The sequence below is a fragment of the Streptomyces sp. NPDC059010 genome, assembly GCF_042740355.1.
In the GTDB taxonomy this organism is placed as follows: Bacteria; Actinomycetota; Actinomycetes; order Streptomycetales; family Streptomycetaceae; genus Streptomyces.
Window position 1 is genome coordinate 295,645 of record NZ_JBHYJA010000003.1, and the last position, 21,510, is coordinate 317,154.

Below are 21,510 nucleotides of genomic sequence, written 5' to 3' on the forward strand. Positions count from 1 at the left end.
ATTGCGTTGCTGGCTGATGCCCTTGACCTCGATAGCGGCGGCTCGGGCATCGACTTCGAGCGGGATACCGGCCAGCCCGAGAACCAGGTTCTGGGGCGGCTCTGTGAGGACTTCTGCACGGATGTGCTCTCACAGCTGTGCGACGAGTGGCGGCATCGGCCCGGCGTGATCCTGCGCTGGCGCCGCGCCTGGTACCCGCATTACGGGATGGACCAGTTGCCGCCGATCCTCAGGCATCTTCCCCCGATACGTCCAGCAGGCCGGCGACACGGCAGCAGCTCCTGCCTCACCTCGCAGTGACCACTGAGCGCGTGACACCGCCAAGGCCGGACCGGCAAACGGAGCGCCGGGCACAGCGGAGTACGGCTGGGCCCGCTCCCCTCGGGCACAGCCGTCCCTGCCTCGACCACGAGTACCGGCGCGCGGGAGTGTGCCGGGGCTCATGGGAGCCGACGGCCGGTACCCGCGACAGGGCCACGGGCCACCTGCTTCATGAGCCGTGTGCCCCGCCGCGGGTGCAGCACACAGCTTGAATCGGGAACGGCCACTGGCCTGTCTGGCTTTCGCCCCCTCACGTGAGCGGCGGTGCAGGAGCGCGGCCAACGCTCGCTCGCGTCAAGCTCGGCGGTGTCACCGTGATCAGGGGTGGGCCGTGGTCCTATGACGAGATCAGCCTGGACGAGAACGGCAAGAGCGGTGATCTCCGGTCGCTGGTGCGCGGCCACCAGGAGCGGTGTCAACCGCCCATCGACGTACAGACAACTCATAATGCACTCGCTATTGTCCAGTGATAAACGGACTTTGACGCTGCATCAGCCTCGAAAGGGGACACGTGATGCATGAATTGTTCCCCATCGCCTCGGGTCTCGCCCTTGGCGCGATACTCGCACTCGTCCGCCCCGGCCTCAGGATCCTCATCGGCATTGCGGGGGCCGTGCTGTTCGGGGTTCTTGCCACCGTTGTCAGCGGCGAGTATCTGATCAGCTGGGAGTTCCTGATCATCGACGTACCGCTGGTGGCGGTCAGCGCGGCGGCCGGACTGGTCGCCGTGCGAGCCGCTCGGCACGCTGCGGCCCGCACTCGGCCACACGGCTGAACCGGGACGAAGGAGTTCGGCCATGCTGACCGTGCCCACTGTCTCGCTCGTCCACGAACGCTCCTCGCAGCAGCGCTTCCTCGTGGTGGGCGACACCAAGTTCCCGCTGTTCTCAGAGGACTTCGACAGGCTCGGCCTGCGCGCCGAGAAAGTGCGTGAGTGCGAGGACGGCACGCTCTCCCGCTACGTCGAACGCCCGCTGCGCGCCGACCCTTCCATACGCCCGTCCGACGTGTTCTTCGGCTGTCCAGAGGACTTCACATCGATCACCGGCCGGTGGCACTGGAACTGCCAGCGGCTCGCCAACCGGGTGCACCCGGACGTCCTGGTCGCGGGCTGGCTGTGGCGCCCGGACGCAGGCACCCCGCCGCAGCCGTTCCGCAACGAAGCCCCGCACGGCATCGAGGACATCCACTACGAAGTGCGCTACGACAGCGTCTTCCTGGACCGGATGTACGGGCCCGGCGGCCTGAGTTCGGCCCTCGCCGGAGCCTCGTACCCGGGCAACCCGGCGGACCAGCCCAGCCTGCCATTCCCTGCCGGTCCCCCGCTGACCGGGGGGCGGCCCACCACCGTGACGCTCAACTCCTGGATTCTGCCGGGCAACTCGCCAGGCATCCACGGCGAGTTGAACAGCTGGCACGTAAACAACACAGGCGGCCTGTTCTCCCGGCACTTCGTGGGCCGGGGGCCCGCACCGCAAGGCTGGGTCAACCCCTTCGACAGCGACACGGGAGCCTACTTCCCCTTCCACCCGTACCATCCGGACGGCCGCACCCCCCTTGCCACCGGGGACTACGTACTGCTCCGCGGTCCGCTGTGGGAGGACCAGTGGCACGGTGAACCGAAGGACGTACTCGATCCCTGGGACACGCCACCCACCCGGCACCACGCCTGGCTGGAGATGCACCCCATCGACTGGGTGGTGAAGATCCGCGAACCCGGTCCCAACCTCCGCACCTCCACGCTCCGCACCGCTCTCTGCACCCCGGGCACCTCAGGCGACCAGCTCGACTGGGGGGACGCGATCCGGCCGGACTTCCCGCGCTCCACCCCTACGCGGCGGATCGAGGTGCGCAACGTGCGCCAGCTGGACGACGCACGCAACGGCATGATCAACCCGAGCAGCGTTCGCACCCTGACCACCCAGGTGCACCCAGACCATGTCGACGTCGCCGTCTCGGTGGCTCCCACCGGCAGCGCCCAGGGACGGTACAAGGGCTGCTGGATCGTCGAGTGGCGTGAGATCGACAATCGCGACCGGCTCTGGGTAGATGATCAACTACCGGCAGGAGCCCAGGAGTTCGCCGACAGCGACGCATGGCAGTGGACGACGGATCCGAAGCCCTTTCACGGCGCCTTGCTGCACCGCTCGTCCCGCGCGGACGGCATGCACCAGCACTACTTCCTCGGCGCCACCCAGACCCTCCAAGTCGCCGATGACGACGTCCTGTTTGCCTGCGTACTCCTCGATCCGGACGCACCGCCCGACGAGGTGATGCTGCAGTGGCGGACCACGGACTGGCTGCACCGGGCCTTCTGGGGTGTGGACCGCCTACCCTGGGGCACCCCCGGCACCGCAGACCGCCGCTTCCTCGGCGCGCTGCCCCCGTCGGGCGAGTGGGTACGGCTCGAAGTCCCCGCCCAGGCCGTGGGGTTGGGCAGCAAGGAAGTCAACGGCATGGCCTTCACTCTGTGGGGCGGGACCGCGTCCTGGGACTACGCAGGGGCGTGGAGCCCGGTCCCGCAGTCGAAGATCCTTCGAGCCAAGGTCAGCCCCGCCACCGTGGTGGAAGGGCGGCGCACGGTGAAGGTCCTCGCCCACGACACCGGCGACGCCGCACCGGTAGCAGGCCGGGTACTGCTCGACGGCGACGACATCGCCGCCACCAACACCTCCTTCACCCAGACCTACGACCCGGACATCTACGTCTTCACCGTCCGCTGCCCCGGCTACCCCGAGGCGAGCGCCGAACTCCGCGTACGCGAGCAGCCGAAACCCCCACCGGACCGGGCCTCGACCTGAGCTGTCGCCCCATTACCGTCCGACCTTCGAAGGCTGCGCCAGATCACTGAAGAACAAGTCTGCGGTTACGTTCGTAAACACCACCCTGCGCAGGAGGGCAGCCCTGAACGTCGTCGGCATACACCGTGGGGCCGCGCTGTGCGGCTGTGGAGCCGTTGCCCCCCGGATCCGGCCTCCGACGGCGTTCAGCTGGTCAGTTTCCACTGCTGTTCGGGAGCGTTCCAGTCGGTGATGCAGGTCGACTGGATGGCCCGGGCGCCGTTGGCGGTGCTGCCGCCGTTTTCGGTCGACAGGCACTTGGCGCTCTTGCCGTTCTTGAGCGCGCCGCCCGCGGCACGGGCCCACTGCTGCTCGGGAGCGTCCCAGTCGGTGACGCAGGTCGACTGGACGGCCTGCGCGCCGTTGGCGGTACTGCCGTGGTTAGCGATGGACAGGCACTTGCCGGTCTTGACGTTCTTGAGCATGTTGGACGAGGGGCCGGCCCAGTACCACCGCTGCTCGGCACCTCCGGTGCAGGTCCACTGGACGGCGCGGGTGCCGTTCGCCGTGCTGCCGCCGTTGTCGAGGGACAGGCACTTGCCGCTCTTCGCGTTGACGAATTGGTACGTGGGCCCTGCCCCTGTCGACTCGGAGGCCGACGGGGTCGGGGCGGCCTCCGTCTCGCCGGAGGATCCAGGAGCCTCGGCCTCGGGCGTCTGGCTCCGGGCGGGTTCCGCCCCTCCCCCGGCCTGATCGCCCTTCTCCTTCTCCTTCTCGTCCGAGTCACCGGACTTGCTCGCACCGGGGTTGCTGGGCTTCTGCGACGGGGTGTTGCCGTCCCCCTGGGGCGAAGTGGGTTCGGCCGGAGAGGCAACGGCTCCGTCCTTGCCGACGTTGCCGCCGGAGTCGGTGTCGGAGCCGGTGGCGATGGTCAGGTAGGTGACGCCGCCGCCTATGAGGAGCACCGCGACCGCGCCCGCGACGATCGCCAGTGAGCGGCTGCGGCGCGCCCCGGGACCGGCGGGGGATCGTTGGTCGGTGTTCGCTGCCTGGGGTTGTGCCTTGACCGACCCGGCATCGCGGTTAAGGTCTGGCGGCGGGCCGAACGTTCCCGCAGGGGCGGGAGGACGTACGTCCCGCTCAGGCGCCGAGGGCTCCGCGGACGTGGCGGGCGCGGCTGGCGTGACGGGCGCTGCTGGCGTGGCGGGCGTCACGGATGCGTGCGCGGAGGGGACGGAGCCGCCGAGGTTCATGGTGCCGGGTGCGTCGGAAGACACGGGCAGTGGTTGGTCCGTGGCGATCGCGGTGAGGAGTCGCGCAGCCTGCGCCGCGTCAGGACGGGACGCGGGGTCCTTGCCCAGCAGAGCGTGCAGGGCCGGTGCGAGCGGACCGGCCCGACGCGGCTCGGGCAGCGGTTCGGTGACGATCGCGGTGATGGTCGACCAGGTGGAGGTGCGGCGGAAGGGAGTGCCGCCCTCGACGGCGGCGTACAGCGTGGCGCCCAGCGACCAGATGTCCGAAGGAGGGCCCGGCTGCTCTCCGCGGGCCCGTTCGGGCGCGAGGTAGTCGAGGGAGCCGACGAGTTCACCGCTGCGCGTGAGGTGGGTCTCGGCGCCGTCACCGGGATCGTCGATGGCAGCGATACCGAAGTCGGTCAGCACCACCCGCCCTCCACGTTCGAGCAGGATGTTGCCGGGCTTGACGTCACGGTGGAGTACGCCGGCACGGTGAGCGGCGTCCAAGGCGCCCAGGACCTCGGCGCCGATCTTGGCCGCGTACCGGGGATCGAGGACGCCTTGCTCGCGCATCACGTCGTCCAGCGAGGCGCCCTCGATCAACTCCATGACGATGACGGGGTGGCCCTCGTTGTCGGTGACGTCGTGCACGGCCACCACTCCGGGGTGCCGGACCCGAGCCGCTGCGCGGGCTTCGCGCTGCATGCGTAGCCGCATCCCGGCCAGTCGGTCCACGTCGTCATCGTCGGCGAAGGCACGGAGCTCCTTCACCGCGACCTCCCGGCCGAGGGTTTCGTCGACGGCCCGCCATACGGTGCCCATGCCGCCGCGTCCCAGCTTCTCCACGGTGCGATAACGGCCGGCGATCAGCCTGCCGTCACCATTCGGATGGCTCTCCCCCGTCACTGCCACTGCCCGCCTCAAGGTTGTCGCCCCTGTACGAGAGACACACTAACGGGGTAGCTGTGACTGGTGAGTTGACGGGTCGCCGCTCCGGAGGCCGGCCTCTTTCCGTGGTCGCGGATCAAGCCTGCGACCTCGGCCGGAGCGGCTTGCACGGTGGTCCGGCCGGTGACCGCACAGACGGCCCTGGGCACGGCCCGGCATTCTCGCTGGTCAGAGACACTTTCTGATTGCCTGATCACTTGCCGGACAGCCCGCTTCATCAAAGCGCGAGATCAGCCGCCGCAGAAACACGAGAGCCCCCTCCTCCTGGTCGCGGAGGCGGGGGCGCTGCGTGTGCTGAGGCTCAGGTCTGGCAGCGTCAGGTCTGGCACTGGGAGGTCGCGGCGCTGCTCCAGTTGGCCCAGGCGCCCCCTGCCGGCCTGACATGGACGCGGATCTCGACCTTGACGTTGACCGGGCCGCAGACACGGTCCGTGTTGCCGATGGCGATGGGGCCGACCGTGGACCGTCGCTGGACGACGGTACGCCCGTTGCCGATCTTCACCCAGTGACCGCCCGAGACGACGCGGAAGTACGCCTCGTACTCGACCCAGGAGGCGTGCGCGCGGGTATTCGTCAGGACCGTGTGCGCGGTGATGTTGCGCATGAAGACATGGCCGTCCTTCCACCGCTCCGCGCTGATACAGCCGTTACCGGAAATGCCCTGGGTCGAGACGGACCCGCCGCAGGCGATGGCGGCGGCGTGGGCGTCGGCGGGGAGGGCAAGTGCGGCAACGGCAGCGGCGGCCACGACAGTTCCCGTACGTTTCAGCATTCAGATACTCCTTTGGGTTGGGTGCGGTCGGCGAGCAGCAGGGCGAGGGGGCCGCCGGGGAGGTGGAACCGGCCGTCCTGCGCGGCCTGGATCGCCTCGTTGATCGGCCACCAGGACAGCTTGAAGTCCTCTTCGGTGTCGGTGAGTTCCCGTGGTCCGAGCGTGAGGTGTCAGGCGAGGAACAGCGACAGGCGGGCGTTGTTTCCTAGGGTGATCGCGTAGGTGCCGAGATGCTGCGGTCGCCCAGGGTGGCGTCCGTGCACCGCAGGTAGAACGTGTGGGCGGGCTGGACGAGGTACGGGCGGAACGGTTCGACCAGCTCCTTCACCTGCGGTGTCAAATACGGAACCAACGCGGCTCCTGTGCCTGTCGGTTGAGACTTCGAGCACCTCCCTTAACGGCACGTGAGCCTCGCGCGTTGCGCCCACCGCCAGCGTCACGCGATCAGTGGCGGTGCCGCCGACTACGTTGAGGGCTGGCGCCGCTCGGGTACGGCACTCTCGGAGGAGCCCGGATCCGCCGGGCTTCCCCGCTGGATGAGCTACATTTCTGGACTCCGGAGTCCGGACGATTCCGGAGAGCGAGACGGGGGAAGTCGCGTATATGGGGGAGCCGGGCTCACCACAGAGCTGGTTTGTCGACCGTTTGCAGCGATTGCGTACGTCCTCTGGGTCACCCACCCAGGCGCAACTCCTGGCCTACGACGAAAACAAGGTCCTCACCCGGTCGTCGCTGTCGGACCTGCTGGCAGGCAAGTTCCTGAAGCCGCCCCCGTGGGAGCGGGTCGCGGCCTACGTGACCGCCTGCGTCCGGGCCGCACACGCCGGTCGGATCGACCTCTCCGCCGAGGCGGAACTCGCGCGACTGCGCGGTGACCATGCCACGCTCACCGACCTGTTCGAGACCGCTGTCAGGGAAGTGCGCACACCGGCGGCGCGTTCTGCGGGCTCACAGCCCCGCCCGGCGACGTATCGGCTGCCGCCACGCAACATCAACTTCACCGGCCGCGACGCCGCGTTGCGGGAGTTACGGCAGCGCCTCATCTCGGGCGACGGGGGCGCGATGCAGGTCGTGCACGGGCTGGGCGGTGTCGGCAAGACGCAGCTTGCGGTCGAGTACGCCTACCTCTACCGGTCGGAGTACCGGTTCGTGGCGTTCGTGGACGCCGAGGATCCCGATCTGGTGGCGTCGCAGTTCGCCTCGCTGGGCAGGGAGCTGGGACTGGCTGAGGTGAGCTCCGAGCAGGTCGTCCCACGGGTGTACGGCGCGTTACTGGACCACGGGCCCTGGCTGATCATCTTCGACAACGGGGAGAGACCTGGCCCGCTCGTGGACGCGCTGCCGTCGGGTGACCTGGGGAGCAACGGTCACGTCATCGTCACGACCAGGCTGCGCGGCTGGTCGAGCAGAGCGGGCGTCATCGGCCTGGACGTGTTCCCCCGGCGGGAAGCGGTGGAGTTGCTGGCCCGGCGGGTGTGCGGCATGACCACAGACGTGGCGGACCGGATCGCCGACCACCTGGGGGACCTGCCGCTGGCGCTGGAGCAAGCAGCCGGGTACATGGACTACAACCACACCGCGCCCGAGGAGTACCTGGCTCTGCTGACGTCGCGGCTGGAGGACATGATCGCGCTGGGCGAGCCGACGGACCGGCCGGCGGTGGTGGTCGCGACCCTGTGGCAACTCAGTGTGCGAAGGCTGGAGATCGAGCGGCCGCAAGCGATGCGTCTGCTGGAGCTGTGTGCCCTGCTGGCGCCGGAGCCGATCCCGCTGGACCTGTTCAGCGGCAGCGCGGAACCACTGATCGCAGCCGCGGCCGACCCGGTGGCGTGGGACCTGACGGTCGGCGCTCTGGCCGGTCTGGGGCTCGCGAGGCGCGGAGCCTCCTCCCTGGTGCTGCACCGGCTGGTGCAGGCCGCCATCCGCGCCGCGATGCCGGACGACATGCGCACCGACGCTCGGGGGCGACTGTGCCGGGCGCTGCTCGCGGCCGTGCCGCACGACATCCACGGTGACCCGGATGCGCGCTCGCGATGGCAAGAACTGCTTCCGCACGCGCTCGTGGTGACCAAGGACGAGCCGCTGACCGAGTGCGCTGCGGAGACGGCGACGTTGCTGCGGCTGGCGTCGGTGTTCCTCCTTTCGATCGGGGACCATCAGGTGGCACTGCCCCTGTGTGAGCGGGCCTTGGCGATCGATGAAGCGCTCGAACAGAGGGACGCGGAAGTCGGCTTCGACCTGATTACGTTGGCGCAGATCCACCGGGACCTCGGCGCGCCGGAGCGAGCGCGTCCGATGGCGGAACGTGCTCTGAGCCTGCACGAGTCCTGTCTGCCGGCGGACAGTCCCGCCATCGCGACGGACTTTGCCACGCTGGCGCGAATCCGGCACCTTCTCGGTGATCATGAGGCGGCGGTTCCCTTAGCCGAGCGGGCGCTGCGGATCGACGAGGCGGCGTACGGGCCGGACGACCCGTACGTGAGTTTCGATTTGATAGCACTGGCGAGTGTCCACCTCGACCTGGGCGACCACGCCTTGGCCGTGCCGCTGATCTCCCGGGCACTGCGGATCCGCGAGGCCAGTTACGCGCCGGACCATCTCTACGTCGGGTACGCCCTGCTGCTCAAGGCCCGAGCCGTGCACGCGCTGAACGATCCCACCGCGGCGAACCTCGCGCGCAGAGGCGCCCTGATCCTGAACACCCGGCTGGGCAAGACCCACCCCAAGACCAAGGACGCCTTCGCTCTGGCCGACCGTCTACTGAAACACGACAGCTGCCAGCACGCTGGAACCACGCCCAGCAAATAGAAAGAACTCAGTGCTCGCAGAGGGAGAATTCTCGTTCATAGAGCTGCTCGTTGTGTTCGTCGACGAAGAACTTGCGTTCCTGCATGAGTTCTTCACGGTAGTTCTTGGCCTGTTCAAGCGACATGGTCGAGGTGTCGGACCATGGTTGTTGCGGCGGCACATCGGATGTCGAGACGATCTTTTCCGACGGGTCGACCAGGAAGAACGCGAGAATTTTGCGGTATCCCGGGCGGGTGGGGTCCGTGAGGCGGAATGAGCCGACACGGTGTTGCAGGATGTTCGGGAACGCCAAGCAGCGGCCCGCTGGAGTCGATGCCGACCCCAGCACCTGGTTCAGTGCGTCTTCGTCCTCCAGGCCGTAGACCTCACGCAGGCCGTTGTCGTCGTTCTGTTCGTAGCTCGGGTCGTCGAGTGCCGCCCGGAAACTCAGCCGGCTCTCGGTGATGTTCTCGCTGTCCCAGTAGTAGATGCCGGTCGAGACGATCCGCTCGTTCATCATCCCCTCGACATGCCAGGAACCGCCGGGATACTCGGGCTTGTCCGGGGTGAGATGAATGGTGGCGAGCTTGACGATGACCTGGAGACTGCGGCCGCACAGGTCGACGCGGGCGGAATCGTCGGGCAACTCGGGCGGAATGAAGGCCGGGGCGTCCGGGATGACCGGGCGGCGGTTCTCCCACCAGTCGTCCTGGGCCTCTCCCCATAGGTGGACGGCCTCTCCGTAAGCACCGTCATCACTGTATGAAGACCTGTCCGGGTACTCCGGCTTGGAGTCGTACCACCCGTAAGGATCGGCCTCGATCCGCAGGGGCCGCGGATGGCGCAGATCGGTGAGCACGTTCTCAAGGAGGGGACGCATGCGCGCGAACAAGTCCGGCAGGACGGAGGCCAGTTCGCGATGAGTCTCGGGGTGGATGTTGTTGACGTACGAACGGAAGGCGACATCGCCGTCGTCACTGACGTCGACGTCCGTGGGCAGCCACTGGAATTTCTCCGAGAACTCGTACTTCGAGTAGCGGTCCGTCGGGTTCTGCCAAGCCCTCTCGGGCGCGCCGCTCACTTCCCTCACCAGGCAGAACAGTGAAGGATGAACGAGATCCAGCACCTGGCCGTCGGATCCGGGATGCCAGTCCAGTTCTGCTTCGGGGACCTGCTCCAGAACCCGAGCCGCCTCGCGCAGCCGGGACCTGAGATTGTCATCGACCAGTGTGTCCGACTGCCACACCCCGTCGACGGCCGAGACCTCGATGCCGGTTCGCCCGTCCCGCAGCGCGGCGTAATGCAGGAGTTCGGCAAGCACGTAACGGACCTGCGCTTCGGTGAGGCCCTGGGCGACCGCTTCTTGCGTCCACCTGGCGACGATGTCGGCATCGTTCATCTTGTCGAACCACCCCGGCTTCGCCCGAATGAGCGAGCTGTACTGGATCATCTGAAGTTCTCGCAGCGTTCGGGGCGTCGCGAACGATATGGAACGTGAGGCATGAAAGGGCAGCGGGAAAGCAGACAGGCCGGTCAAGTCTCTTGGTCCTCCCAGTCGGTGTGCGGTGGCGGGAACAATACTTCAGCGGACTGACACCGCAGCCGTGGTCCCCGTCATCGCCGGTCCGAGAGCCGGGGCTTGGACGCAGTCGCGTGATGTCCGTAGTCCGCCTGGTGCACCGTCACGGATACGGAAAGCAGGGCGAGTCGGCCATTTCACCCCTGCCGCACTGCCTTGCCATTGGGTGGGGAGTACCTACCCGTCCAACGGCCCACCGCGGTCGAACAGGCGGATGCCGGTGCCGAACAGCGCGGCGCGAGGGTAATGGAGAACGCGTCGATTCAGATCAACGTGGTGGCCGGGTCTTCCGCGTTCAGTTCTGCCTTTCGAATCCCGCCAGCAGTGCGCGGGGGTCGAAGGTCACACGGATCCGGGTGACCTTCCCATCCTCCACGTGCATCCAGTTCGACGTCGGTGCAGGCGGCGCAACGCTTGTGCACAGGTCGAACCAGGTGATCACTTCACCGCCTTCCGCGACCCGCACCTTCACGTCGATCTTCTCCAGCACCTGACCGAGCCCTTTCAGCCCAGCGAGCGCCTCCTCCACCCCCGACGCCGTTCCCAGCGCTCCGACGAAGTCGACATTCTCGGCCAGCACCCCCCGCAAGGCATCGAAGTCGCCCGCCTCCCAGGCGGTGAAGTAGGTCTCGGCAAGCTCTCGCGCAGTCCTCGTCGTCATGCCTCCACTCTCCATCCATGTCATCCATCCGTCCAACAGATGAATCAGATGCGATCTATCATCAATGCGTATGGAGATACACCAGCTGCGCTACTTCGCCGCGATCATGGACGAGGGCACCTTCACCGCCGCCGCCCATCGCCTGCACGTCAGCCAGTCCGGCATCAGCACCCAAGTAGCCAAGCTGGAGCTGGAACTGGGCCAGCAACTGCTCGACCGCTCCGGCCGTCAAGTCCGCCTCACCCCGGCCGGTCAGGCCGTTCTCCCCCTTGCGAAGAACGCCCTCGCCACCCTTGACGCCATCAAGCACACCGCCGCCGAGTTCGCCGATGCCGTCCGCGGCCGGGTCCGTCTCGGCATGATCATGGGGTGCTCGATCCCGGCCTTCCTCGACACCATCGCAGACCTCGGCCGCACCCACCCCGGCATCGAGCTCAGCCTTCACGAGGGCTACTCCGACGACCTTCAGACCCAGGTCCTCGCCGGCTCTCTCGACCTCGCCCTGGTCGGCTACGCAGGCGACGTCGCCCCAGGCCTGGAGGCGAGCGTCGTCATCGACGAGCCGATCACCATCGTCGTCCCGGCCGGGCACTCCCTCGACCGACCGGAACTGCGCCTTGGCGACCTACCGGGCGAGAAGATTCTGTGCCTCTCCCCAGGCACCGGCATCCGCGCCGCCTACGAGGACTCCTGCCACCGGATCGGTCTCGCACCACGCGTGGACATCGACGCCAGTTCTCCGGTCACCCTGCTCCGCCTCGCCGAGCGCGGCGCGGGCGTCGCCGTCCTCAGCGCGTCCTCCACGCAGGGCACCGGCCTGCGGACGGTCCCGCTCACCGACGCCGCCACGCATGCCCGGCTCGGACTCATCACCCGCCGAGGTCAGCACTCCCCAGCCGTACAGCTCCTGCGAACCAGGCTCCTCGCCGCTCTGCGAGCCGGCTAGGTTGGCGTGATCGCGAAAGCCGCAAGACGAGGCGAAGTATCCCGGGCGGGAAGAGCGGCGGCGGATCCGGCGCCGACGCAAAGTGAGGCTGAAGCCCGCCCTACTCGGACGTTCCAGGGGCGGCCTGAGCGGACGCGTCCCACCGCCTTCTGACAGGTGATCGCGAGCAGTGCTCATGCACGTCCTTGGGTGCGGAGGCTTCGCGTCAGGGTGGGGATCATCACCGTCGCAGGGACGAAGTGCAGCCCGATGAGGGCGGTGGTGGTGGCGGTGTTCGCGCCGGAGAGAAGGGGCGGGACCAGCGAGATCGCGGTCAGCGACACTGCCGTCCACACGAATCGCTCGGCGGGGCGAGCGCTCCAGCGAAGAAGAGCGGCGGCAATGACGACGCCCATGACCGAGAAGAAGCCGGTCACTACGGCGAACCCGGGCAACGGGATCGTCTCGCCACCATCGGGGACCTGGAAGTCGACGCCAACGGCCTGGGCAAGCGCCGCGGCGAGGGTGGTGGCCACCATCGCCGCGAGTGTGGCAATGAAGCCGTTGCCCGCGAGCCCGCGGAGTCGGTGGGGGCGGCTGGTCCGGCCCGATGCCGGGCCTGCGACGACTCCGGTGTCGTTCGTGCTGTTCATGTCGTTCCTCCACCATTCGGTACCTGGCGTACGGGGTGTTGACCGGCATGTGACGGCCCTGGCCCTGGGGTGACCATGCGCACCTGCGCACCCTCGCCGCGCGACGACCGGGATTCGGCAGGGCTCGGACGTCACGCCCACAGGTGACGACGCCGAATGCGTCGCACCACTGCACAGCGACCACTGCGCCGCGACACCCGCGCCACCGCGCAGGGCGAGCGGCCACACCGGGACTACTCCGTGCCGTCCGCCGGCAGGCGCTCCGGCAGCCCGAGCCGCGGGAACCGGTCGTCGTGGAACGTGACGATCTCGGTGATCACCCCGCCGGTGACGCGCAGGACGTCGATCGTCAGCGGCAGGTACGCGCCCTCCTCCTTCCGCCAGAGGTAGAAGGCGACGGCGGGCTGCCGGTTCACGGAGGTGGGGAAGGCACGCAGGCCCTTCATTCCCTCGAAGCCGCTCTCGACCCAGTCGGTCACCACCGCGTCGCGGCCGATGTACAGGCCGGGCGTGGGCGGCATCGAGCAGCGGACGTCGTCCCGCAGCATCGAGGCGAGCGCGGGTACGTCGGTGGCCACGCTGGCATCGGTGTAGCGGCGCACGAGCTCGCGTGTCCCGGCGTCCTGTTCGCCGCCGGTCCAGTCCTGCCGCTCGGCGGGCAGGTGCTCCCGCATGCCCGCGCGGGCCCGCTGCAGCGCGCTGTTCACGGAGTTGACGGAGTCACCGAGGAGCTCCGCGACGTCCTTCGCCGGCCAGCCGACCACGTCCCGCATGATCAGCACGGCCCGCGGGCGCGGCGCGAGGTGCTGGACCGCGACCAGGTACGCCAGCTCGATCGTCTCCCGCGCGACGGCGACGGTCTCCGGCTCGTCCGTGTCACCCGCGGGCAGCTCGTCGAGGAGCCGGTCCGGGTAGGGCTGCAACCACAGCACCTCGCCGCCGGTCGCAGGCTCCGGGCGGCACTTGGCGAGCAGGTCCAGGCAGGCGTTGGTGGCGATCCGGTACAGCCAGGCCCGGAACGTCGACCGCCCCTCGAAGGTCTCCCGCCGCCGCCAGGCACGGAGGAACGTCTCCTGCACGGTGTCCTCGGCGTCCTCGAAAGAACCGAGCATCCGGTAGCAGTGCACGTGCAGCTCTCGCCGGTGCCGCTCCACCAGCCCCGAGAACGCCGACTCGTCGACCTCGCCCAGACCGCTCACACCCAGCTCCTCCAGCAGCGTGTCCGCACTCATCACGTCATCCTTCCGCCTCGTCGTGCCCCGTCGTAGATGTGACGGGTACGGGCGCGAAAACTCATCACTGGGGTCGGTCGGATGGCTGAGCGGTTCTGATCCTTGGTATGCCGGGTTTTCGGCGTTCCGGACGCGAAGATCCAGGTGGCGCCCAAGCTCGCCCGTACGTACGACGCACATCCGCTCCAGGACGGGCGGCGCACTCGCGAGCCGGGCAAGGCGTTCAACGCCCTGCTGAAGGTCACCTTCACATGCACTGGCCCGTGTCAGGGAGGGGCACAAACCCGCCCCTTAGGGTGACCTGTGGGGAGACAAGATCAGCGCAGGTGAGAGATCACCGTTGGGGGGACGAGGACGTGGCGGGACTGGTAGGCAGATCGGCGGAGCTCGAACGGCTGGATGCGGTGCTCGCAGGCCTGGGCCGTTCCGGGCTGCCGGAGGCCGTCGACGTCGTCGACGTCGTCGGTGAACCCGGCATCGGCAAAAGCAGACTGCTCGACGAGGTGTGCGCGAGGGCTCGCAGGGCCGGGTTCACCGTACTGCGCGGACGGGCCAGCGAGTATGAACAGCAGGTTCCCTTCCATCTGTTCACGGACGCGTTCGCCGACGCCGACGCCGATCCCGGCGCACAGGGCGCCTTCGCCGACCCCGCCTTCGCCGAGGTTCACTCGGTGCTGCACGGCATCCGGCAGGCCCCGGGCGACGGTTCCGGCAACGGTTCCGTCGAGAGCGCCGCCGCCCGGTTCGGGCTGCACAGGGCGATCGCAGCGTTCGCGACGCAGCTGGGTGAGCGCGGTCTGGTGCTGGTTCTGGACGACGTGCACTGGGCGGATCCCGCGTCACGCGAGCTCGTGGACCATCTGATCCGGCACCCCGCACGCGGACGCGTCCTGCTGGTGGTGGCCCGGCGGGCCCGGCAGACGCCGACATCCCTGACCGCGGCGCTGACGCGCGGCGCGGACAGCGGGACCGTGCTGCACCTCGCCCTGGAGCCGCTCTCCGAGCAGGAGTCCGTCCTGGTACTGGGGCCCGACATCACCGAGGACCAGGCCAAGCGACTGCACACCGCCAGCGAGGGCAACCCCTTGTATCTGCTGGCGTTGGGTCACGCGCACCGCACCGGGGCGCCCCTGCCCGGCCTCACCCCGGACATCCACGCCGACGCCACGGACGCCGGGTACGCGGCCGGCGTACCCGGCGGGCTCGCGGCCCTGCTGCTGGACGAGTTGGGCACGCTCACCGAGTCCCAGCGCCGGCTCGTGGAGGCGGTCGCGGCGCTCGGCGACCACGCCTCGTCCGCCCTGCTGGCCGAGGCGAGCGAGCTCTCCGTCCGGGACGTCGAGCAGGCGACCACAGCCCTGGTGGCGCGCGATGTGCTGCGCGCCGGGCCGGGCGGCCGGTGGATGCTGCGCCATCCCCTGGTCCGGGCCCTGGTCTACGAGAGGACCGCGCCGGGCCGGCGTGCCGAATTCCACCGCCGCACCGCGCGGGAACTGGCCCGCCGCGGCGCCCCCGCCACCGAGCGGGCCCGCCACGTCGCACGGTCGTTGACCGGCTGGGATGCCCAGGCCGCGGAGGTCCTCATCGAAGCCGCCGCACGGTTCGCGTCGACCGCGCCGGCCATCGCCGCCCAACTGCTGGATGTCGTCCTGACCCATATGCCGGACGCTCCCGGCCAGTTCACGCAACGCGGCGAACTGATCCTGGCACGCGCCCGCGCGCTCGGCGTCAGCGGGAACCTCCGGGAGAGCCGGGACCTGCTGCACTCCCTGATCGAGACCGCCGGCAAGGATCATCCCGAACTGCGGACGCGGGCCGTCGCCCAGTGCGCCGTGATGGAGCGGCACCTCGGCCACTCCCCCGAAGCCACCGCCCTGCTGCGCCGGGAGCTGTCCCGCGATCCCGGCCCGTCCCCCGCCCAGGCGGTCTCCCTGCGCCTGGCCCTCGGCATGTCCGCCCTGCTGACCGCGTCCTATCCGCAGGCACGCGCGGACGTCGCGCAGGCCGTCGCCGTCGCCCGCGCCGACGGCGATCCCACCGGTGAGGCGGCTGCGCTCGCGCTCGCGGCCCTGGGCGAGGCGTACGAGGGCGAGACACAGGCGGCGGCCGGGTTCGCCGACTCCGCCGCGTCACTCGCGGACGCGCTGACCGATCCCGGCCTCGCCGGTCTGTGCGAGGCGCTGGTCTGGCTGGCCTGGGCGGAGACCCTGCTGGAGCGCTACGCCGACGCCGAGCGGCACATCACCCGGGGGCTGGGCATCGCCCGCCGCACCGGACAACTCCACGTCCTGCCCCATCTGTTGACGAGCCGGGCCTTCGTCCACCTCACCACGTGCCGTCTGCCGTCCGCGCTGGAGGCCGCCGAGGAGGCGGAGTCCATCACCCGGGCCGCGGGCAGCGACGACCTTCTGGGCTTCACCCTGGCCATCAAGACGCTGGTGCTGTTGCTGGCCCGGCCGCTGGGCGACGGAAGTGCCCTGGCCACCGGTGAGGAGGCCACCGCCGCGGCCGGTCGCAGCAGGGGCTGGTGGTCGTCGCTGGCCTGGTGCATGCTCGGGCACGCGACCTTCGTCAGCGGTGACCCTCATCGCGCCCAAGAGGCCATCACGACGGCGGGTGGCGGCCCCGAACTGCCCCTGCTGCAGCCGTCGATCCGTCCGGGCCAGCTCGACACCCTCGCGGCCGCGGCCCTCACCGCCGGGGACGTCGAGGCGGCCGGCCGCTGGGCCGCGCAAGCCACCCGCGAGGCCGACCGGCTCGGCCTCGACGGTCAGCGCGCGGCCGCCCTGCGCGCCCGGGCCACCCTGGCCGAGCACCACGGCGAGACGGGCAAGGCCGTACAACTCCTCGACGCGGCGGCACAGGAATACGTCCGCTGCGGCCAGACCCTGTGGGAGGCGTACTCCCTGCTGCGGGCGGCGCCCTTGGTGCAGCGCACCGGGCAGGGAGCGCGCGCCGCCGCGATGTGGCACCGGGCCCACCGCATCGCCGTCGGCGGCGGCGCACGCCTGCTGGTGGACCTCGCCGAACTGATCCGCCCCCAGGTGATGGCGGAGACACCGGCGCTCCCGGCGCAGCTGGCGGAACTGACCGCGCGTGAGCTGGAGGTGGCCGAGCTGGTGGCGCAGGGGCTGAGCAACCAGGACATCGCCGCCCGGCTCCACCTCAGCCGGCGCACCGTCGAGACCCACCTCTCCTCGATCTACCGCAAGGCGTCGGTACCGTCCCGCGCGGCCCTGGCCGGACTCATGACCCGCGTCGGACTGGGGGCCGGGTCGTGAGCGCCTGCGGTGGGTCGGTGACGGGCGCAGGTCCCCGCCGCCTGCGGCCGCGCCGCCAGGATCACCACGACGGCGACGGCGACCGTGGCAAGCCACACCCTGCATGAACGCCCCGCACACGGCGCTCACCACGACCCGGACTGCCAGAGGGCTCCTCGCATCGCCTCAGTGTGGCGGTGCCGTGGGGGCCTGCGCATCCGTGAAACCACGTAGTCCACGCCGCCTCCGCACCGAACACCCTGCAACATGGCGAAACCCGTAGGCGAATCCCGTAGTCGATTACGTATTTCCACTGAGGCCGCCGCCCCCCGCCGCCGTCTACGTTCGACCAGTCGGACAACCCGAGTGGTGCAGAGGGGAATGCGTGAGAGGCAACGCCCATGGCGTACGGGGTAGTTGGGTGACGCTCCTGGTGACGGGGAGTCTGCTGGCCGGGTGTTCGGCCCAGGGGGCGGACAGCGGGTCCCCGCGGCAGACGGGGTGGTCCGCGCGCACCGCCTCGCCGCAAGCCACGGCGCCCCCGTCGGGCGGGTCGACCGCCACCCCCGTCTTCACACCCGACGCCTCCCTCGTCCCCAGAACCTCGAAGGACGGACAGCGGCTGGTGGAGTCGGTGGTGTTCGCTCCGGGTGACTGGGGGCGGGGCTTTGTCGCCCAGGATCCTGCCGTGAGCCGGCCGGGCACCTGGGCCGTGCTGGACGACGGCTGCCGCTGGGAGCGGGAGAAGGCCCCTCGGGGAGTGCTGGCCAGCCTGTCCCGCTACAGCCTGCTGCCCGCCGACGGCTCCAAGGGTGCTGTCAAGGTGACCGCCGCGGCCACCGTGCACTCCTCCGCCCTCGGCGCCGACGAACAGCTGAGCACCACCCTGGAGGAAGTCCTGCGCTGCCCGGAGCAGCACCCCCGGGCCGACGTCCGGATCACGGGCCTGAACTCGCTCGGCACCCCCTTCGGCGCCCGCGAGCAGGAGTACGCCGACGACTCCGTGCTGGAGGCCGGGCAGTACGTCGAGAAGGACGGTGCCGCGCAGCCGTACCGGTGGATGGTCGCCCGGCTGGGCACGGTCGTCGCGGCCGTCTCCGTGACGGGCGCGAAGGGGCACACCGAGCAGGAACTCCAGCAACTGGGCGCCGACGCCCTGGGGCAGATGCTGGCGCGCGTCCAGCAGCGCTTGAAGGGGAAGTGATGGACCCGCTGCGTACCTCCGACCCGTCCAGACTCGCGGGCCACCGGCTGCTCGGGCGGCTCGGCGCCGGTGGGATGGGGGTGGTCTACCTGGCCCGCTCCGCAGGCGGCTCCCTGGTCGCGCTGAAGGTGATCCAGGCCGAGTACGCCGAGGACGCCGACTTCCGGGAACGGTTCCGTCGGGAGGCGGAGACGGCCCGCCGTATGACCAGTCCCTGGGTGGCGTCCCTCGTCGACGCGGACCCGGATGCGGCGCAGCCCTGGCTGGCCACCGCCTTCGTACCGGGACCCTCGCTCGGTGAGGCCGTCGCGGCCCACGGGCCGTTGCCCCTACGGACCCTGCGCGTGCTGGGGACACGGCTCGCCCAGGCGTTGGGGGACCTGCACGGCGTCGGCCTCGTACACCGGGACGTCAAGCCGGGCAATGTGCTGCTGGCGCTCGACGGGCCCCGGCTGATCGATTTCGGTGTGGCCCGCGATCCGCAGGACACCGCGCTCACCTCGACCGGTGTGGTGGTCGGCACCCCCGGCTTCCTGCCACCCGAACAGGCTCAGGGCACACGGGAGTTGGCGGCGTCGGGCGACATCTTCTCGCTCGGCTGCGTGCTGGCCTTCGCGGCCACCGGCCGTCCTCCGTTCGGCACGGGCTCGCTGGACGCGCTGCTGTACCGCACGGTGCACGACGCCCCGGACCTGGAGGGCGTCCCCCGGCCGCTCGCCGAGGTGGTGCGCGGCTGCCTGGAGAAGGACCCGCAGCTGCGGCCTACGGCGCAGGCGCTGTCGGAGACGCTCACGGTCGCCGCGTCGGAAACGCCACCCGACCCGCGGGAGGCCCTGCGGGCGGTGCGTCCCGCGCCCCCGGAGAACGCCGACGCGCCGGATACGGGCGCCGACGGCGAGGCCGAGCAGGCGGCCGACGGGCAACTCCCCGCGGACGAGGCTTGGTTGCCCGAGCCGCTGGTCCGGCTGATCGCGGAACGCTCGGCGGCCGGACTGGCCCTGCCCGCCGTCGACGAGACCGAGGTCGACCCCGGGTCCGCCGGCACCGCCGGGCCGGACACCGCGGCCGCGCGGCCGACGGCCCGTGCCGTAGGCAGACGCCGGTTCCTGCTCCTGACCGGAGGCGCGGCGGTCGTCGCTGCCGGGGGTGGACTGGCGGCGTGGGCGGGGCTCAACGGTGACGGCGGCGGAGAGGACGGCGGGGAGGACGACGCCACGCCGACGGCCACCGGTCCGGTGTACACCCTCGGCCTGCACGCCGACCTGACGGGTGATCAGAAGGCGGTCGGCCGGGCTCAGGAACGAGGGCTTCGGCTCGCGGTCCACGAGTTCAACTCCCGTGCGGGCAGGCCCTTCGCCCTCGCCGTGAAGACGGTGGACGACGGTGGCGATCCGGCCCGGGCACCCGAGGCGGCCAGGAAACTCGTCGCCGACCGTTCCGTGCTGGCGGTGATCGGTCCCACCACGGACGCCACCGCCCTGGCCTCGCTGGCGACGTACGACGCCGCGTCGCTGCCGCTGATCGCGGTGACGCCCGGCGCCACCGTGCTGCAGCTGATGGGCAGCCGGTCCTTCCTGCACACCCGGGTGACGGACGCGCTCCTGCCCCTCTATCTGGACGCGTACCTGCGCGGTACGGCGAAGTCGCGCACGGTCGGCATCGTCGACGACCGGGCGGCGGACGCCTACGGCTGGGAGATCAGCAGCATCCTTGCCGATGTGCTGCGCAAGGTCCCGCTGCCGGCCGTGCCCAAGGTGGTCAGCGCGCTGCGCACCGACTTCGGGCCGACCCTGGACGCCCTGCTGGACGGGGGCGCCGACTCGGTGGTCTTCGCCGGTTACCACGACCGGGCCGCGCTGCTGGCCCGGGAACTGCACCGCCGGGACTTCGCGGGAGCCAGGGCCGCCGCCCAAGGAGTGCTCGACGCCCGGTTCCTGTCCGCCGCGGGGGACGCGGCCGACGGCTGGGTGATCGTCGCCCCGGCCATGGACGCGACCGTGGCGCCCGAGGCGAAGGCGTTCAGGGCCGCCCATCGCAAGCTCTTCGGCGCGGAGCCGGAGCGGTACGCCGTGGAGACGTACGACGTGGCGCAGTTCGCCGTGAGAACGCTGCGGTCGCTGAGCGTCGGGCGCCGCACCCGGCAGAGTCTGACGACGGCACTGCGCTCGGGGTCGCACAAGGGCATCGCCCGCAACCTCGCATTCACCAAGGAGACGGGGGCGCTGGTGGCCGACGGCAGTGGCGTCCACCTGTGGAAGGTCGAGGGCGGCAGGTTCGCGTACCAGGGCCCGGCGCCGTATCAGGTGGCCACCTGATGGGGTGTTGATGGAGCCGTTGCGCGGAGCCGACCCGGCCAGGATCACGGGCTACCGGCTGCTGCGCCGCCTCGGCGCGGGCGGCATGGGCGTGGTCTACCTGGCCCGCTCCGGTGGGGGTTCGCTCGCCGCGGTGAAGGTCATCCGCGCCGCGTACGCGGATGACCCTGGCTTTCGGGCCCGCTTCCGCCGCGAGGTGGAGACTGCGGGCCGGGTGGCGAGCCCCTGGGTCGTACCGCTGCTCGACGCGGACCCGGACGCAGAGTCGCCGTGGCTGGCCACGGAGTTCGTGCCGGGGCCCTCCCTTGCCGAGGCCGTCGAGGAGTGCGGCCCGCTGCCGTACCGGAGTGCCCGCGTCCTGGGGGCGCGGCTGGCCCAGGCGCTGGAGGCGGTGCACGGGGCGGGTCTGGTGCACCGGGACGTCAAGCCCGCCAATGTGCTGCTCGCGGTCGACGGGCCGCGGATGATCGACTTCGGGATCGCCCGGCCGCCGGAGGACACCGCGCTCACCGCCAGCGGGATGGTGGTCGGCTCCCCCGGGTTCCTCTCCCCCGAACAGGCCCAGGGGCGGGGCCGGGAGATCGGGCCGGCCAGCGACGTCTTCTCGCTCGGCTGTCTGCTGGCGTACGCGGTGACAGGCGAGCGCCCCTTCGGGTGGGGCTCGGCGGCCGAGGTGCTGGTGCGTACGGTCCACGGCGAGGCGGACCTGGACGCCGTACCGGCGCCGTTGCTGCCGCTGCTGCGGGACTGCCTGGCGAAGGAGCCCGGCGCCCGCCCCACCCCGGGCGCCGGGGGCTGAGCGGGGGCGGCGCGGGGCGGGGGGGGGGGGGGGGGAGGC

The 21,510-nt window shown here is 70.4% G+C and carries 15 protein-coding genes and 1 pseudogene; 9 read left to right on the forward strand and 7 right to left on the reverse strand.

The window, feature by feature from the left end:
- Positions 1-6: 6 nt before the first annotated feature.
- The 3 genes from ACFWYS_RS04905 (at position 7) to ACFWYS_RS04915 (ending at position 3,122) form a co-directional block, all read left to right on the forward strand.
- Positions 7-300, forward strand: coding sequence for a hypothetical protein (locus ACFWYS_RS04905; protein ID WP_384763390.1), 294 nt, complete (start codon positions 7-9; stop codon positions 298-300).
- A gap of 535 nt (positions 301-835) precedes the next feature.
- The gene (locus ACFWYS_RS04910) at positions 836-1,096 is read left to right on the forward strand and encodes a hypothetical protein (protein WP_384763392.1); all 261 of its coding nucleotides are present in this window, start codon (positions 836-838) and stop codon (positions 1,094-1,096) included.
- Between the two features lie 22 nt (positions 1,097-1,118).
- A complete protein-coding gene (locus tag ACFWYS_RS04915) occupies positions 1,119-3,122 on the forward strand; it encodes a hypothetical protein (protein ID WP_384763395.1) in 2,004 nt (667 codons plus the stop codon).
- 185 nt (positions 3,123-3,307) lie between these two features.
- Here ACFWYS_RS04915 and ACFWYS_RS04920 read toward each other — a convergent pair whose 3' ends face one another.
- The 3 genes from ACFWYS_RS04920 to ACFWYS_RS04930 form a co-directional block, all read right to left on the reverse strand.
- A complete protein-coding gene (locus ACFWYS_RS04920; protein ID WP_384763398.1) occupies positions 3,308-5,248 on the reverse strand; it encodes a protein kinase in 1,941 nt (646 codons plus the stop codon).
- Between the two features lie 352 nt (positions 5,249-5,600).
- Positions 5,601-6,056 carry a hypothetical protein gene (locus ACFWYS_RS04925; protein WP_384763401.1) on the reverse strand — a complete coding sequence of 152 codons (456 nt, stop codon included), beginning with the start codon at positions 6,054-6,056 and terminating at the stop codon, positions 5,601-5,603.
- A 205-nt stretch (positions 6,057-6,261) separates the two neighbouring features.
- Positions 6,262-6,408 carry a hypothetical protein gene (locus ACFWYS_RS04930; protein WP_384763404.1) on the reverse strand — a complete coding sequence of 49 codons (147 nt, stop codon included), beginning with the start codon at positions 6,406-6,408 and terminating at the stop codon, positions 6,262-6,264.
- A gap of 302 nt (positions 6,409-6,710) precedes the next feature.
- Between ACFWYS_RS04930 and fxsT the strand changes: the two genes are divergently transcribed.
- Complete coding sequence (gene fxsT, locus ACFWYS_RS04935; RefSeq protein WP_384763406.1) at positions 6,711-8,864, forward strand: FxSxx-COOH system tetratricopeptide repeat protein; 2,154 nt, start codon at positions 6,711-6,713, stop codon at positions 8,862-8,864.
- Between the two features lie 7 nt (positions 8,865-8,871).
- On the opposite strand, the gene ACFWYS_RS04940 is transcribed toward fxsT, so the two are convergent.
- Positions 8,872-10,380, reverse strand: coding sequence for a DUF4246 domain-containing protein (locus ACFWYS_RS04940; protein ID WP_384763409.1), 1,509 nt, complete (start codon positions 10,378-10,380; stop codon positions 8,872-8,874).
- A 337-nt stretch (positions 10,381-10,717) separates the two neighbouring features.
- Positions 10,718-11,083 carry a nuclear transport factor 2 family protein gene (locus ACFWYS_RS04945; protein WP_384763412.1) on the reverse strand — a complete coding sequence of 122 codons (366 nt, stop codon included), beginning with the start codon at positions 11,081-11,083 and terminating at the stop codon, positions 10,718-10,720.
- Positions 11,084-11,153: 70 nt separating this feature from the next.
- On the opposite strand from ACFWYS_RS04945, the gene ACFWYS_RS04950 reads away from it, so the two are divergent.
- The gene (locus tag ACFWYS_RS04950; RefSeq protein WP_384763415.1) at positions 11,154-12,029 is read left to right on the forward strand and encodes a LysR family transcriptional regulator; all 876 of its coding nucleotides are present in this window, start codon (positions 11,154-11,156) and stop codon (positions 12,027-12,029) included.
- 173 nt (positions 12,030-12,202) lie between these two features.
- On the opposite strand, the gene ACFWYS_RS04955 is transcribed toward ACFWYS_RS04950, so the two are convergent.
- Together ACFWYS_RS04955 and ACFWYS_RS04960 are read right to left on the reverse strand one after the other, a co-directional pair.
- Entirely contained in the window at positions 12,203-12,661 is a 459-nt protein-coding gene (locus ACFWYS_RS04955; protein ID WP_384763418.1) for a DUF6069 family protein, read from the reverse strand.
- A 233-nt stretch (positions 12,662-12,894) separates the two neighbouring features.
- Positions 12,895-13,893, reverse strand: a complete 999-nt coding sequence (locus tag ACFWYS_RS04960; protein WP_384763421.1) for an RNA polymerase subunit sigma-70 — start codon at positions 13,891-13,893, stop codon at positions 12,895-12,897.
- 356 nt (positions 13,894-14,249) lie between these two features.
- Between ACFWYS_RS04960 and ACFWYS_RS04965 the strand changes: the two genes are divergently transcribed.
- The 4 genes and pseudogenes from ACFWYS_RS04965 to ACFWYS_RS04980 all read left to right on the forward strand — a co-directional run.
- Positions 14,250-17,174 carry a helix-turn-helix transcriptional regulator gene (locus ACFWYS_RS04965; protein WP_384763424.1) on the forward strand — a complete coding sequence of 975 codons (2,925 nt, stop codon included), beginning with the start codon at positions 14,250-14,252 and terminating at the stop codon, positions 17,172-17,174.
- A gap of 400 nt (positions 17,175-17,574) precedes the next feature.
- Complete coding sequence (locus ACFWYS_RS04970; RefSeq protein WP_384763427.1) at positions 17,575-18,357, forward strand: hypothetical protein; 783 nt, start codon at positions 17,575-17,577, stop codon at positions 18,355-18,357.
- The gene (locus ACFWYS_RS04975; protein ID WP_384763430.1) at positions 18,357-20,672 is read left to right on the forward strand and encodes a bifunctional serine/threonine-protein kinase/ABC transporter substrate-binding protein; all 2,316 of its coding nucleotides are present in this window, start codon (positions 18,357-18,359) and stop codon (positions 20,670-20,672) included. Before ACFWYS_RS04970 ends, ACFWYS_RS04975 begins: the two co-directional genes overlap by 1 nt.
- Before the next feature lie 10 nt (positions 20,673-20,682).
- Positions 20,683-21,453, forward strand: a pseudogene (locus ACFWYS_RS04980) (serine/threonine-protein kinase); the annotation flags it as partial.
- Positions 21,454-21,510 lie beyond the last annotated feature (57 nt).

Excerpts from the sequence above, each read along its gene's own strand:
- ACFWYS_RS04910 (WP_384763392.1), top strand. The coding sequence starts at position 836 with ATGCATGAATTGTTCCCCATCGCCTCGGGTCTCGCCCTTGGCGCGATA.
- ACFWYS_RS04955 (WP_384763418.1), bottom strand. The coding sequence starts at position 12,661 with ATGAACAGCACGAACGACACCGGAGTCGTCGCAGGCCCGGCATCGGGC.
- ACFWYS_RS04950 (WP_384763415.1), top strand. The coding sequence starts at position 11,154 with ATGGAGATACACCAGCTGCGCTACTTCGCCGCGATCATGGACGAGGGC.
- ACFWYS_RS04925 (WP_384763401.1), bottom strand. The coding sequence starts at position 6,056 with ATGCTGAAACGTACGGGAACTGTCGTGGCCGCCGCTGCCGTTGCCGCA.
- ACFWYS_RS04915 (WP_384763395.1), top strand. The coding sequence starts at position 1,119 with ATGCTGACCGTGCCCACTGTCTCGCTCGTCCACGAACGCTCCTCGCAG.
- ACFWYS_RS04945 (WP_384763412.1), bottom strand. The coding sequence starts at position 11,083 with ATGACGACGAGGACTGCGCGAGAGCTTGCCGAGACCTACTTCACCGCC.
- ACFWYS_RS04960 (WP_384763421.1), bottom strand. The coding sequence starts at position 13,893 with ATGAGTGCGGACACGCTGCTGGAGGAGCTGGGTGTGAGCGGTCTGGGC.
- ACFWYS_RS04975 (WP_384763430.1), top strand. The coding sequence starts at position 18,357 with ATGGACCCGCTGCGTACCTCCGACCCGTCCAGACTCGCGGGCCACCGG.